This window comes from Citrobacter freundii complex sp. CFNIH9, assembly GCF_002903305.1.
Taxonomy (GTDB): domain Bacteria; phylum Pseudomonadota; class Gammaproteobacteria; order Enterobacterales; family Enterobacteriaceae; genus Citrobacter; species Citrobacter portucalensis.
In genome coordinates this window covers 15081-27216 of record NZ_CP026240.1, presented here as the reverse complement: position 1 = coordinate 27216, position 12136 = coordinate 15081, and the positions used below count along the sequence as shown (strand labels likewise).

Below are 12136 nucleotides of genomic sequence, written 5' to 3'. Positions count from 1 at the left end.
ATGCATCAGCGCGCTGTTCTCGCAGGAGGATGTTTCTGGGGCATGCAGGATCTGATCCGCAAGCGGCCCGGCATCATCTCGACCCGTGTGGGTTACACGGGCGGCGATATTCCGAACGCCACGTATCGTAATCACGGCACGCATGCCGAGGGGATCGAGATTGTCTTCGACCCGACAGTGACGAGCTACCGGAACATCCTGGAATTCTTCTTCCAGATCCACGATCCGACGACGCTGAACCGCCAGGGCAATGATCGTGGGCTCTCCTACCGGTCGGGCATCTATTATGTCGACGAGGAGCAGAAGCGCGTCGCCGAGGATACGATCGCCGATGTGGATGCCTCGGGGCTGTGGGATGGCAAAGTGGTGACCGAGGTCCAGCCGGTCGGCGAGTTCTGGGAGGCCGAGCCCGATCACCAGGATTATCTGGAGAAGCGCCCGGGCGGCTACACCTGCCACTTCGTCCGTCCCGGCTGGGTGCTTCCGAAGCGCCAAAAGGTTGACGACGTACAGCCAGCGGCCGGGACCGCGGCGGAATAGGCTTCACTGCCGTTGCCACTGCGCCGATCCGGTCCGCAATCTTCGTGACCGCGTCGTTCAGCGACGCGGTCATCGAACCCTACTTCAGAGTGACGGCTCGTTCCAGTCAGTCGCCATCGCAACACCAGGATCGCAGATTTATGCCAGACCTCTCGTCCTTTCCGATCACGCAGCGCTGGCCGGCATCTCATCCCGATCGCCTGCAACTCTACGCAGCCCCTACGCCCAATGGCGTCAAGGTCTCGATCATGCTTGAGGAGACTGGCCTGGCGTACGAGCCCCACCTGATCGACATCTCGAACAACGAGTCGAAGGATCCGGCGTTCGTGTCGCTGAACCCGAACGGACGCATACCGGCGATCATCGATCCGGCTGGCCCTGACGGTAGACCCATCGCCTTATGGGAATCCGGTGCGATCCTCCTCTATCTGGCCGACAAGACGGGTCAGTTCATCTCCACCGAACCAGGCCAGCGTTACGAGACCCTAGCGTGGGTGTTCTTTCAGATGTCGGCCATCGGGCCGATGTTCGGTCAGCTCGGCTTCTTCCTGCGATTTGGCGGCAAGGACTATGAGGACAAGCGGCCGCAACAGCGCTTTATCGACGAATCCACGCGTCTGCTGGGGATTCTGGATCGCCGGCTGGAAGGCCGCGACTGGATCGTCGACGACTATTCGATCGCGGACATCGCGACGCTCGGCTGGGTGAATGCGCTGGTGGAATTCTACGCTGCGGGTGACATCCTTGGCCTCAGCAGCTTTTCGAACGTCCGCGCATGGCTTGGACGCGGGCTGGCTCGACCGGCCGTCCAGCGTGGCCTCCACATTCCCGCGAGGCCAGCATGAGCATCATCGCCGCCTATTATTACAACGAAGGCAAGCGAGTTCGCGAAATCGCGCTCGATGAGCACGTCAAGTTGGGCGAGAGTCGCTCGGGCTTCTGCTGGATCGCGCTTAGCGAACCCACCCCCGAGGAACTACTCGCGATCCAAAGGACATATAATCTTCATCCGTTGGCGATCGACAACGCGATGCACCCGCTGTGCCCGCCCAAGCTCGAGGTCTACAACGATGAGTTGTACGTCGTCGCGCAGACCGCCGAGCTGGTCGGCGACCGGATCAGCTACGGCAAGATGGCGATCTTCACCGGTCACAATCACCTTATCACCGTGCGGCACGGCAATGCCGGAGCGCTGGGCAAACTTCGGGAGCAACTCGAGGCATCGCCGACGCAGTTCGGCAAGGGTGTCGACTATGTGCTGCACGCGATCTTGCATCGCGTGGTCGACCAGTATCTGCCCATCTTCGAAATGATCGAGGACGACGTCCTGGCGATGGAGCGACGGTCGCTGCACGATTTCCTCGGGCCAGAAGAGGTGGCGCGAATCTTCGAACTAAGGTCCGAACTCACGCGGTTCCAGCGCACGCTCGGGGCTATGGCCGAGCTGGTGCGAAAGCTCGTTCGCGGCCACTTTCCCTGCATCAGCGCCGAAATGACACCATATTTCCACGACGTCGCGGACCATGTCCACCGCGTGCAGTCCATGGTCGACGGCCTCCTGCTTGTCCTGTCCACGGTCTTTGAGGCCAGCGTCCTTCTTGAAGCGCAAAGGACGGGGGTGATCACCCGCCAGCTGGCGGCTTGGGCGGCAATACTGGCAGTCCCGACGGCGATCGCTGGAATATACGGCATGAACTTTAAGCACATGCCGGAGCTGGACACGGCCTACGGATACTTTGTCGTGCTCGGAGTGATAGCGATATCGTGCGTTTTCCTATTTGTGCGCTTCAAGAAGGCTAAGTGGCTGTGAATACTGCCCATCGTTTTCTTCGCCGTCATCTGACGGTTACAGCGGGCCTTATACGGAAGCTTGTCCAATCCAACTCAAGATGAAGGTGCGTCCATGACATAGCAGCTGACCGACGCTCTACAAGCAGTTCAGTCCTTCATCGCCAAGGGCTAAGACCGCGAATAGCGCGTCAAGGACAGCAATCTCGTCGATCTCGAGCCAGGATCAACCATCGGTCCGTGCGGCATCTGCGTCGACGCGGCGTTTCGCCTCGGAAGCGGTGATGATGGCGATAACGCCTCCACCCTCTACGCGATCACCGATCCGGCGACCGAGCATAAGGGCCTGTTGATCGACGTGTTCGATGAAATCTGCTACCGCGACCCAGTTCAAGAGTCGGGACCTCAATGTAGAAGAAGTTGACTAACGAGCATTCGCGTCATCCGATCAAGCAAGCTGGAGACATTTATGAAAGCCATTGGTTACAAGGTTCCGGGACCCATCGCCGCGGATGCCGCGCTGGTCGACATCAATCTGCCTCGGCCTGTCGCTGCAGGATACGATATCCTGGTTGAGGTGAAGGCCGTCTCGGTCAACCCGGTCGACTACAAGGTCCGCAACAGCACGCCGCCGGCAGATGGCGATTGGAAGGTGCTGGGATGGGATGCCGCCGGGATTGTGCGCGAGGTCGGCCCCGACGTCACGCAGTTCGAGTTAGGCGACGAGGTCTATTATGCCGGATCGATCACACGGCCCGGTACCAATGCGGAGTTCCATCTCGTCGACGCCCGGATTGTCGGTCACAAACCTGCGTCGCTCTCCTGGGCGGAAGCGGCGGCGCTGCCGCTGACGACGTTGACGGCCTGGGAGGCGATGTTCGACCGCCTGGACGTGGCGAAGCCCGTACCCGGTGCGGCGGAGGCGATCCTCATCATCGGTGGCGCGGGCGGGGTTGGGTCGATCGCCGTCCAGATCGCGCGACAGCGCACGGACCTCACCGTCATCGCCACAGCCTCTCGACCGGAAACCCAAGAGTGGGTAAGAGGGCTTGGAGCTCACCACGTCATCGACCATTCTCGTCCGCTCGCGCCACAGATCGCCGAACTGATCGCCCCACAAGGACGGTTCGGACTGATCGACGATCCCAAGGCATTCGATATCATGGTTTTCAAGCGCAAGGCGGTGTCGATCCACCACGAGCTGATGTTCACGCGGTCGATCTACGGCACGCCCGACATGAATGAGCAGGGCGAGATTCTGGATGCGATGGCAGCGCTGGTTGACGACGGCAAAATCCGCACGACGCTGACCCGGCGACTGTCGCCGATCAATGCCGCCAATCTGAAGACGGTGCATGCACTGATCGAAAGTGGCGCGGCTAAAGGCAAGATCGTCCTCGAAGGCTTCTAACGACCGCGATCGCCAAACATCTTGTCCAACCTCAAAAAGCCGAACGGGTTATGCCCCAGCGATGAGAATCCCATGACCAAATCTATTGCCACCGCCTCGATCAACCGCGAAACCGCAGTCGCCCTCATCGACGCGGCGCTCGCTGCGGCCCGTGCCATCGGCATCCCGGCTGCCGTCGCCGTCGTCGACGCCACCGGTAACCTGCGCGCGTTCGAGCGCACCGACGATGCGCCGTTCCTTACCGTCGATGTTGCCATCGACAAGGCCTGGAGTTCCGCCTCGTTTGGGTTCCCGACCCATGTCTGGAACGACTATGTGACCAACGATCCAAAAGTGGCGCCGCTAGCCTATCGCCCTCGGATGGTCGCTGTCGGCGGCGGTTATCCGATTCTGGAGGATGGGAAGTTGATCGGCGGCATAGGCATCTCCGGAGGCAACTATCAGCAGGATCAGGATGCGTGCGTCGAGGCACTCATGAAAATCGGGTTCCAGTTGCCAGCCTGACGACTGTGAGGCCATCACCGGTGGTAATGGCCAACAGATCCAACCTTTGAGAGGCCTAATGATGGAAGCGTTCGTCGTCTTTACGCGGGAAGAAACCAGCGACCCACATGCACTCGCAACCTATTCTGCAGGCGTCGGACCATCGTTCGATGGTCACGACGTTACCTTTCTCGCCGCTTATGGCGCGATCCAGCATTTGGAGGGGCCGCCCATCGAAGGGGCCGTAATCTTGCGTTTCCCGACGATGCAGGCCGCTCGCGACTGGTATGACAGTCCCGCCTACCAAACCATCGCTGCTCAACGCTTTGCCGGTTCCCGTTACCGCGCCTTTATCATTGAAGGGCGGCGGTGACATACCGACAGAAGCACTTCGGCGCTGACCACGAGGTATCGGCGTGTGAACTCGCATCTTGGGAATCTGTGGGGGGGACCAAGACAGCGGCGCTAGGGGCTCATATCGTCGATCGGATCAGAGAGTTGCTCGGCGAGAATGGGTTATCTATTGCCGAGCTGACGGAGCGGAGCCGCCCTCTCCCAACGGATTGATTCAATCGTTGACGCTCCTCCTATCCGGATCCGGGTTTTCGCACGCTGATCAACAGAGTTACAGCGCGCAACGCCTGTAGTGGGCATCAGGGGATGGGTGGCAATCAGGATGATTGCCCACCTTCCAACGATTAACCTTGCTCAAGTTGCTTCACTAGTCGCTCCGCGTCGAGATGGAAGTCCGAGAAAACAATGCTACCGCCAGCGTCGATAACCGTAAACCACGGAGTTCCTCGTGTGCGGTAGTCTTCCATGAAGGTTGGAAACGGCGAGCCGGTCGGTTGCTCGTCGTGACCGAAAACGATAGGAAGCTCATACTTGAGCTGGTTCACGCGCAACTTCTCGAAGGTATTCTCATGCGTTCCTTCGAAGACGGTCTGGATCACTGCGAACCCCACGTCTTTTGAGCTCAACGCTGCATGCAACTTTTGTAGCGTCGGAAACCCATGCAAATGGCAACCTTGGCACCAATGCTGGAAGGCAAACAAGATTTTCGGGCCGGGCCCGATATCTGACAGTTTGAACGGCGCGATACTTTCCCCATCTTTGCCAATCCATTTTTGCACCCGCAGCTCAGGCGCTTGTCGTTCGATCTCGTTCATCTGATCCTCCAACCCCGATACAGAAGCTTAGTGGATGATCGCGCGTCGCGACGGTGCGCGAACGTCCGACCTTATTTTCCCTATTTCCTGAAGCCAGAATAGATCAGATCGACATTTCGTCCTTAATATACTCAAGCTGCCGGCGAGCGCGAACTGGGCAACCATGCGCTGGTGAGCCTTGAGCTTTGCACGCTGCCCATCCGTTTGAGAGCGAACCTGCAACTTCCGCTCCGCATACCGCAGATCAGCGTACGCAGCCTTGGGGTTATCTACCCTATAGCCATTGGGTATTGGGAATCATGCTGGCCTGACGCTATGTTCGATACGCGATTTTTTACGATGATAGAGCATCTGTATCTGATTTTTAGTCGATTGGCTTATTCGGCGGATGTGCGGGCAAATGCTTTACGCAGAGTACTGAAATGAAGGCCGGCTTCGGTCTGCCGTATCGAGCAAGAGGGGTCACTATGGTCACCAGAGGTTTCACCGGTCGCGGTTCAGGCGACCAGTCCGATCGGATTCCGCCAGGTCAGCATCTGGTGGAGGATTTCCCTGTTCTGTCGGCCGGCCCTACGCCGAGGGTAGAGCCCTCCGACTGGAAATTCACAGTCAAAATTGGTCCGAAGCCCGTCAAAACGTGGAATTGGGGCGAATTCAACACTCTACCAAAGACCCAGGTGACAAAGGATATTCACTGCGTCACCTCTTGGTCCAAACTGGATACCGTTTGGGAGGGTGTACTCATTGAAGACATCCTTGCAGATGCAGAGCTTGATCGGCCTACCGATTTCGTCTTGGCGCACTGCTACGATAATTATTCGACAAACGTCCCTCTGACGGATCTGCTTTCCGGGAAAGCGATGGTCGCCCTCAGTTATGCGGGCAAGCCACTTTCCCGCGATCATGGGGGGCCGGCGCGTCTTCTAGTGCCGCACCTTTACTTCTGGAAATCCGCCAAATGGGTGAATGCGCTGCAATTCACGACGCGTGACGAGGCCGGCTTTTGGGAGCTGCACGGCTATCACATCTACGGCGATCCGTGGCGCGAACAACGATACACCCATGACTGAAAACGAAGCGCAAGTCCGTTCGTGGCAATCATGCGTGATCGACGACATCATCCAGCAAACACCGAGTATCAAGAGCTTCTTCCTTCGGTTGAGCAAGCCGTTCGCGCACACCGCAGGTCAGCACGTCGATATCCGGCTGACCGCGCCCGACGGCTACAGTGCAATGCGCAGCTACTCGATCGCGTCATCGGCAGTTTCGACCCCGATCGTCGAGATAGCTATCGAGCGCATGCCGGATGCCGAAGTTTCGCCGTTTTTTCACGACATCGCGGCGATTGGTGACGAAATCGAAGTTCGCGGTCCGCTCGGTGGCCATTTCCTTTGGCCTGAGCCTGCCATAGATCCGGTTCTGTTGATCGGGGGAGGCTCCGGCCTCGTGCCGTTGATGGCAATGATCCGGCAGCGCCGCGCATTGGCCCAAGCCGTTCCGACAGCGTTGCTCCTGTCCGCACGAACCGCCGAGGACGTTCTCTTCTCAGAAGAACTTCATTGCATCGAAATCAGCGATCCGGCGTTCGTCCTGGCGCTCGCGATTACGCGCGAGAAACCGGTTCGCGCATCGGACTTTGCGCGACGGATCGACGGCATGATGGTCCAAGAAATTCTAACCAGGCTTCAGGGAAAGCCGACGCAAGTGTTCGTCTGCGGGTCTAACGGATTCGTCAACATCGCAACCGATAGCGCGCTGCTGGCGGGCTTGGACGCCTCCATCATCAAGACGGAGCGCTACGGGGGCTAGCGGCGCGAGCTATCTCACGTCGCGCCGATCGTAGACGTGCGCCCTGGGAAGCTTTGGCGATCAACGTGAACCGTTTTGCCGAACACAGTCTTCGTACCCCCCGGCCTCTAGAACGCCTTCGCTCGCGATACCTGGCTCGACATCAAGCTCAATTTGAAAGTTCCTGCACTATCCGTCGTCCTGATATGCTCGACCAGCATGATGGGCGATTCGAGCGGGACCGCTTCCGTCCCAATCGAGGCTCGGTTACCTTAGAGCATCGGCTCGGCGCTACAGGAGGCGCGTGCGGCCTCTGCCTGGCGGTGAAAGCACTTTGGGCCATGTCGCCTGGATAGCGGCCAATCGTCAGCATCTGCTCCGATGTCGGCCAAGGTGCAGTCGCCATCTTTGAACGCCGCGAATTGGAGATCAACGCCATGACAGCGATCCGCGTGCAACTGCCGGAGATGCAATATGACAACTGATGTATTGCTGTACACCACGAATTGGTGCCCGTTCTGCCGCCGAGCGAAGGCGCTCCTCAAGGAAAAGGGCGTGCGATGGAAGGAGCTCGATATTGAGGCGGATCCGGCTCACCGGCAGGCCATGGCGGAAGCGTCGGGGCGAAGCTCCGTGCCGCAGATCTTCATCAATGGCACCCTTATCGGTGGCTCCGATGAGCTATTCGCGCTCGATGTCAGAGGCGAGCTCGACAAACTTCTCGGGCGCAACCCGCCTGCCACCTGAGGAGGTGCGGCTTGGGGCAGCCAGCCCGCGAGCCTTCGCCGGTTGATGAATACAAAAGGAGAGTCCGTTGGTCTCAGCCATCTGGAAAGACACTACTATCGCCACAAGCGACGAAACAGTCATCGTCGAGGGAAATCACTACTTCCCACCGTCAGGAGTCGACCTGAGCCTGCTTGAGATGAGCCCGCACACATCTGTCTGTCCGATCAAAGGCGCCGCGCGCTTCTTTCATGTTCGCGCGGGTGACGCGCTCAACGTGAACGCCGCTTGGACCTATCCCGCCCCCACTCCGGATGCCGAGGGTATCCGGGATTACATCGCTTTCTGGAAAGGCGTGGACGTTGCCTAGCAGACTGGACGGACGACTTCGCTGATAGCCATGCGGGCGCCGACATCTCAATTATCCTGCCCACCCCGGGCCTCGTCGGCTGCAGGAATCTGCCCGGCACCTTAGCGCGACCCGGCACTGGCGGTCTCGCACCCGCCGCGCCTCTGTTCTATCAATAAGGATGGATGACATGGAGCATTCCGAGTTCGATGCCGCTTTCGCGAAGCTTGCGGAGGGATACAGAGAAGGGACTTATGAAGGCCGGCGTTTCAGCTTGATCGTCCGGCGATCTGGGGACGGACGTCGCAACAGTCTGTTCGCCAGGGAGTTGGACGGGACTGACATTGTCAGCTTCAACCTCTTCCGCGTTACATCAGATAGGACATTGTTGAAGCCGTGCGAAATGTCCGCCGAAAAGGTCGTAGCGTTCGTGCTGGAGTTCCGACCGGACACCTGACGGGCAGAAGAAGATCCCGGCCAACCGGCGCGCCTGCGACGGCCGGCTATCTAAGGCTGCGCAAGCCTATAGCCGCAGCTCATTGCACTTCGTCTGGCGAGGAATTCAACATCGATACGTCGCCATCCGCGGGGATATCGGTACAGGCGCCCGTGTAAGCCAGATTGAGAAATCCTAAGCGATGACTAACACCAATGACGCCACCCTTCCGACACATTCTATTCTTGAGGAATGCACAGCGATGGCTGTCGTCAACGCTCTGAAGATTATTCTGAAGAACAGCTACGCGATCTACCTTAAGACAAAAAATGCCACTCGGGCGCATCCCGCCCCTACTTCAGGGACTTTCACTTGCTTCTCGCTCTGTCACTCACAGCATCGGCACGCCCATGACGCATGGTATCCAGGCCTCATAATTTTCCCATATAACCTTCTTGTCTTTTGCGCACCCAGAAAGACTCGAGGCTTTAACTGGACAGATGAGCCCTCGAGGGTAGTGTTCACCTGATTGGCTTTCTCATATCTGATGTTGATTCGCACAGTGTGCCAACCAGGTGATAGTTTCAAAAAACCTGCGCTTCAGAGCGAATTAGACGATCTTCGATAAGAGCGATCCGCCTCAAAATCCAAAACATCTAACATTGTCCTAGAGCCATATTTGTACCTAGTACTATGGCGCTCCCATTAACACATTTGATGATGCACAGAAAACTTAGCTCATGATAGCTTTCAGCTAACAGCTATTCGGAAGCCCGAAAGGATTCAACCGTTTAAGCGTGAACCGTCGATTATAAATACTTTCGTAAGTTAGCTTTAAAGGACGCTTTTAGTCCTTGTAAATACGCATTACGACTCCACAGCTACCAAATCCATACGGCGCCAGCAACCATTAAAACACCCGACACTACTAAAACAATAGTAGAGGCGCGATTGCTGCCTTTCAAAGTATGACCAACACCCACATCCATAACTAGGTGTCGAATTCCGGCTACGAGATGATAAATAAATGAAGAGTATACCAACCAGAAACTAACTTTGCCGAAAGGTGAAGAAAAAATCTCCTTGACTTCATTAAAACCCTTTTCTGACTCCAACGATTTGCTCAGCATATACAGTATCAGTCCCAGAAAAATAAAGAGCATAATTCCTGAAATCCGGTGCAGAATCGATGTAAGCGCCGTGAGAGGAAGCTGAATGGTTCGAATATCAAGATTAACCGGCCGCTTTTTATTCATTTTGACTCCAGTCAACAATTCTAGTGGGGGATTTCAGTTTTCGATCTCATTCATCATAGCAGCTGTAACTAAGGCTGGCGGCGACAATAATGGAGATATTCGGGGCTTACGTTGCATTTTGAGGTCGCAAGTGCATGTGCGTAAATTGAAGCAAATTGCAAGGTTATGCCCAATAGGTAGCTAGCTTATTAATTTAACAAAAGTGACGTGTGTCGTTCTGCAGGGCATGCTGTTCCCCAACCCTGGAAAACCTATCCTCTTTAACACGTCAAAGTCGATTGATAGGCTTGCTGCAACAGCTATCTGCCCGGTTGAAGTCGAAGATCGATGTATCTGTAGGGTTTGGAAATAAATGCGGGCGCCCACCGCACTCACGGCTCAGTTACCATTCTTTGTGCATCGCGGCCGCGCGGCTAGTTGGTAGCTGTTCTAAGCCTAGTCAGTGCCGCCCTTCGCCCCAAGCCCCATAGTCAGATTTGAGAAATGACAGTAGGCGATGCCGCAACGCGCTTCATCGACCTATGTAAAACGACTCCTTTATCGAAATAGTGCACTCATCGCTCTCCACGGCGATCCCTTCATCGCGAATTGCACCGCCCAAGACGATCTGCACTGAAATCAATACTTTCTGATGCCTCTTGATTAGAGATGCCAGCCATAATAATCTCATCGCCAACGCATACGGCGTTCGGCAGCCAACACACTCTCACTCACTACTGGAAGCTCAGACATGAAAACCATAGGCATTGAAAACTCGAAGTCCAGCGTACAGGCCCACTTAACGCTTGGAACCAAAACTATGGGGCTAGGTATCTATGGCGCGTACTTGGCTCTCGCTATTATTTACTTCTGGTTCGGCGGCATGAAATTTACCCACTACGAGGCCGAGGGCCTGGTTCCACTGGTGAGCAACAGCCCGCTTTTGGGATGGGTGTATAGCATTTTTTCGGTCGACATGTTCTCCAGCCTGCTCGGCATACTAGAGATTTCGATCGGCACTCTGATCGCAGGCCGCATGCTGTCGCCCAAACTATCCGTGGTAGGAGGCGCTCTGTCTGCAGGCCTGTTCTTCACAACCCTTAGCTTTATGTTTTCCACTCCGGGCGTCATTGAGCCTAGTTTAGGGTTTCCGGCGATTTCCGTTGCGCCAGGTCAGTTTCTGCTTAAAGACTTAGGGTTGCTTGCTGTTTCGATATTTGTGGCAGGCCATTCGCTGGTTGAACTGGAAAAACGTAAAATTAATGCATAATTTTTTCAATGGCTTAAGGCAGTAATGCCTTAGGCCTTTTTGCCATCATTTTCCCCCGCCAGATCTTTCAACCAGTCACGAGGGCTCAACCCCGTCTTGCGTCTAAATGCGCGAGACAGCGCCGAAGGACTTTCGTAGCCGACTTGAGCTGCAATCAGCGTAATCGAGCGGGCACTGTTGCAAATAGTCGGTGGTGATAAACTTATCATCCCCTTTTGCTGATGGAGCTGCACATGAACCCATTCAAAGGCCGGCATTTTCAGCGTGACATCATTCTGTGGGCCGTACGCTGGTACTGCAAATACGGCATCAGTTACCGTGAGCTGCAGGAGATGCTGGCTGAACGCGGAGTGAATGTCGATCACTCCACGATTTACCGCTGGGTTCAGCGTTATGCGCCTGAAATGGAAAAACGGCTGCGCTGGTACTGGCGTAACCCTTCCGATCTTTGCCCGTGGCACATGGATGAAACCTACGTGAAGGTCAATGGCCGCTGGGCGTATCTGTACCGGGCCGTCGACAGCCGGGGCCGCACTGTCGATTTTTATCTCTCCTCCCGTCGTAACAGCAAAGCTGCATACCGGTTTCTGGGTAAAATCCTCAACAACGTGAAGAAGTGGCAGATCCCGCGATTCATCAACACGGATAAAGCGCCCGCCTATGGTCGCGCGCTTGCTCTGCTCAAACGCGAAGGCCGGTGCCCGTCTGACGTTGAACACCGACAGATTAAGTACCGGAACAACGTGATTGAATGCGATCATGGCAAACTGAAACGGATAATCGGCGCCACGCTGGGATTTAAATCCATGAAGACGGCTTACGCCACCATCAAAGGTATTGAGGTGATGCGTGCACTACGCAAAGGCCAGGGCTCAGCATTTTATTATGGTGATCCCCTGGGCGAAATGCGCCTGGTAAGCAGAGTTTTTGAAATGTAAGGC

At 56.2% G+C, this 12136-nt stretch carries 15 protein-coding genes and 1 pseudogene; 13 read left to right on the top strand and 3 right to left on the bottom strand.

The genetic code is table 11. From position 1 onward, the window contains the following. The 6 genes from msrA to C2U43_RS25715 all read left to right on the top strand — a co-directional run bounded on the left by msrA (position 1) and on the right by C2U43_RS25715 (position 4595). Positions 1-540, top strand: coding sequence for a peptide-methionine (S)-S-oxide reductase MsrA (gene msrA, locus C2U43_RS25740; RefSeq protein ID WP_003464967.1), 540 nt, complete (start codon positions 1-3; stop codon positions 538-540). Positions 541-680: 140 nt separating this feature from the next. Continuing rightward, positions 681-1385 (top strand): glutathione S-transferase N-terminal domain-containing protein, encoded by a 705-nt coding sequence (locus tag C2U43_RS25735; RefSeq protein WP_003464969.1) that lies wholly within the window; start codon positions 681-683, stop codon positions 1383-1385. Further along, positions 1382-2350 carry a magnesium and cobalt transport protein CorA gene (locus C2U43_RS25730; protein WP_023294901.1) on the top strand — a complete coding sequence of 323 codons (969 nt, stop codon included), beginning with the start codon at positions 1382-1384 and terminating at the stop codon, positions 2348-2350. The genes C2U43_RS25735 and C2U43_RS25730 overlap by 4 nt, the downstream gene beginning before the upstream one ends. A gap of 447 nt (positions 2351-2797) precedes the next feature. Next, complete coding sequence (locus tag C2U43_RS25725) at positions 2798-3739, top strand: zinc-binding alcohol dehydrogenase family protein (RefSeq protein WP_103286027.1); 942 nt, start codon at positions 2798-2800, stop codon at positions 3737-3739. 72 nt (positions 3740-3811) lie between these two features. After that, a complete protein-coding gene (locus C2U43_RS25720; RefSeq protein WP_005006001.1) occupies positions 3812-4243 on the top strand; it encodes a GlcG/HbpS family heme-binding protein in 432 nt (143 codons plus the stop codon). 58 nt (positions 4244-4301) lie between these two features. After that, on the top strand, positions 4302-4595 hold the full coding sequence (locus C2U43_RS25715) for a DUF1330 domain-containing protein (RefSeq protein ID WP_010591688.1): 294 nt from the start codon (positions 4302-4304) through the stop codon (positions 4593-4595). 325 nt (positions 4596-4920) lie between these two features. Here C2U43_RS25715 and C2U43_RS25705 read toward each other — a convergent pair whose 3' ends face one another. Continuing rightward, a complete protein-coding gene (locus C2U43_RS25705) occupies positions 4921-5391 on the bottom strand; it encodes a TlpA family protein disulfide reductase (protein ID WP_003464979.1) in 471 nt (156 codons plus the stop codon). A gap of 467 nt (positions 5392-5858) precedes the next feature. On the opposite strand from C2U43_RS25705, the gene C2U43_RS25700 reads away from it, so the two are divergent. The 5 genes from C2U43_RS25700 (at position 5859) to C2U43_RS25680 (ending at position 8711) form a co-directional block, all read left to right on the top strand. After that, on the top strand, positions 5859-6461 hold the full coding sequence (locus tag C2U43_RS25700) for a sulfite oxidase-like oxidoreductase (protein WP_003464980.1): 603 nt from the start codon (positions 5859-5861) through the stop codon (positions 6459-6461). Continuing rightward, entirely contained in the window at positions 6454-7200 is a 747-nt protein-coding gene (locus C2U43_RS25695; protein ID WP_002118292.1) for a ferredoxin reductase, read from the top strand. Before C2U43_RS25700 ends, C2U43_RS25695 begins: the two co-directional genes overlap by 8 nt. Positions 7201-7653: 453 nt before the next feature. Continuing rightward, a complete protein-coding gene (gene grxC / locus C2U43_RS25690; protein ID WP_005005995.1) occupies positions 7654-7926 on the top strand; it encodes a glutaredoxin 3 in 273 nt (90 codons plus the stop codon). 67 nt (positions 7927-7993) lie between these two features. Further along, positions 7994-8275: a DUF427 domain-containing protein gene (locus C2U43_RS25685; RefSeq protein ID WP_003464986.1), complete on the top strand. Its 282-nt coding sequence runs from the start codon at positions 7994-7996 to the stop codon at positions 8273-8275. 169 nt (positions 8276-8444) lie between these two features. Beyond that, the gene (locus tag C2U43_RS25680; protein WP_003464988.1) at positions 8445-8711 is read left to right on the top strand and encodes a hypothetical protein; all 267 of its coding nucleotides are present in this window, start codon (positions 8445-8447) and stop codon (positions 8709-8711) included. Between the two features lie 860 nt (positions 8712-9571). Here the strand turns inward: C2U43_RS25680 and sdhC are convergent. Continuing rightward, positions 9572-9946, bottom strand: a complete 375-nt coding sequence (gene sdhC, locus C2U43_RS25670) for a succinate dehydrogenase, cytochrome b556 subunit (RefSeq protein ID WP_005005993.1) — start codon at positions 9944-9946, stop codon at positions 9572-9574. Between the two features lie 730 nt (positions 9947-10676). Here sdhC and C2U43_RS25665 point away from each other — a divergent pair. Then, positions 10677-11195 carry a YkgB family protein gene (locus C2U43_RS25665; protein WP_003464991.1) on the top strand — a complete coding sequence of 173 codons (519 nt, stop codon included), beginning with the start codon at positions 10677-10679 and terminating at the stop codon, positions 11193-11195. A 29-nt stretch (positions 11196-11224) separates the two neighbouring features. On the opposite strand, the pseudogene C2U43_RS29630 reads toward C2U43_RS25665, so the two are convergent. Further along, positions 11225-11368: pseudogene (locus C2U43_RS29630) on the bottom strand (helix-turn-helix domain-containing protein); the annotation flags it as partial. A 60-nt stretch (positions 11369-11428) separates the two neighbouring features. Here C2U43_RS29630 and C2U43_RS25655 point away from each other — a divergent pair. Next, positions 11429-12133 (top strand): IS6-like element IS26 family transposase, encoded by a 705-nt coding sequence (locus C2U43_RS25655; RefSeq protein ID WP_047389788.1) that lies wholly within the window; start codon positions 11429-11431, stop codon positions 12131-12133. The last annotated feature ends 3 nt before the right edge of the window (positions 12134-12136 follow it).

What these genes read in the sequence shown, in the direction of transcription:
- C2U43_RS25695 (WP_002118292.1), top strand. Translation starts at nt 6,454, where the DNA reads ATGACTGAAAACGAAGCGCAAGTCCGTTCGTGGCAATCATGCGTGATC.
- sdhC (WP_005005993.1), bottom strand. Translation starts at nt 9,946, where the DNA reads ATGAATAAAAAGCGGCCGGTTAATCTTGATATTCGAACCATTCAGCTT.
- C2U43_RS25725 (WP_103286027.1), top strand. Translation starts at nt 2,798, where the DNA reads ATGAAAGCCATTGGTTACAAGGTTCCGGGACCCATCGCCGCGGATGCC.
- C2U43_RS25720 (WP_005006001.1), top strand. Translation starts at nt 3,812, where the DNA reads ATGACCAAATCTATTGCCACCGCCTCGATCAACCGCGAAACCGCAGTC.
- C2U43_RS25680 (WP_003464988.1), top strand. Translation starts at nt 8,445, where the DNA reads ATGGAGCATTCCGAGTTCGATGCCGCTTTCGCGAAGCTTGCGGAGGGA.
- C2U43_RS25730 (WP_023294901.1), top strand. Translation starts at nt 1,382, where the DNA reads ATGAGCATCATCGCCGCCTATTATTACAACGAAGGCAAGCGAGTTCGC.
- C2U43_RS25705 (WP_003464979.1), bottom strand. Translation starts at nt 5,391, where the DNA reads ATGAACGAGATCGAACGACAAGCGCCTGAGCTGCGGGTGCAAAAATGG.
- C2U43_RS25715 (WP_010591688.1), top strand. Translation starts at nt 4,302, where the DNA reads ATGATGGAAGCGTTCGTCGTCTTTACGCGGGAAGAAACCAGCGACCCA.
- msrA (WP_003464967.1), top strand. Translation starts at nt 1, where the DNA reads ATGCATCAGCGCGCTGTTCTCGCAGGAGGATGTTTCTGGGGCATGCAG.
- C2U43_RS25700 (WP_003464980.1), top strand. Translation starts at nt 5,859, where the DNA reads ATGGTCACCAGAGGTTTCACCGGTCGCGGTTCAGGCGACCAGTCCGAT.
- C2U43_RS25655 (WP_047389788.1), top strand. Translation starts at nt 11,429, where the DNA reads ATGAACCCATTCAAAGGCCGGCATTTTCAGCGTGACATCATTCTGTGG.
- grxC (WP_005005995.1), top strand. Translation starts at nt 7,654, where the DNA reads ATGACAACTGATGTATTGCTGTACACCACGAATTGGTGCCCGTTCTGC.
- C2U43_RS25735 (WP_003464969.1), top strand. Translation starts at nt 681, where the DNA reads ATGCCAGACCTCTCGTCCTTTCCGATCACGCAGCGCTGGCCGGCATCT.
- C2U43_RS25665 (WP_003464991.1), top strand. Translation starts at nt 10,677, where the DNA reads ATGAAAACCATAGGCATTGAAAACTCGAAGTCCAGCGTACAGGCCCAC.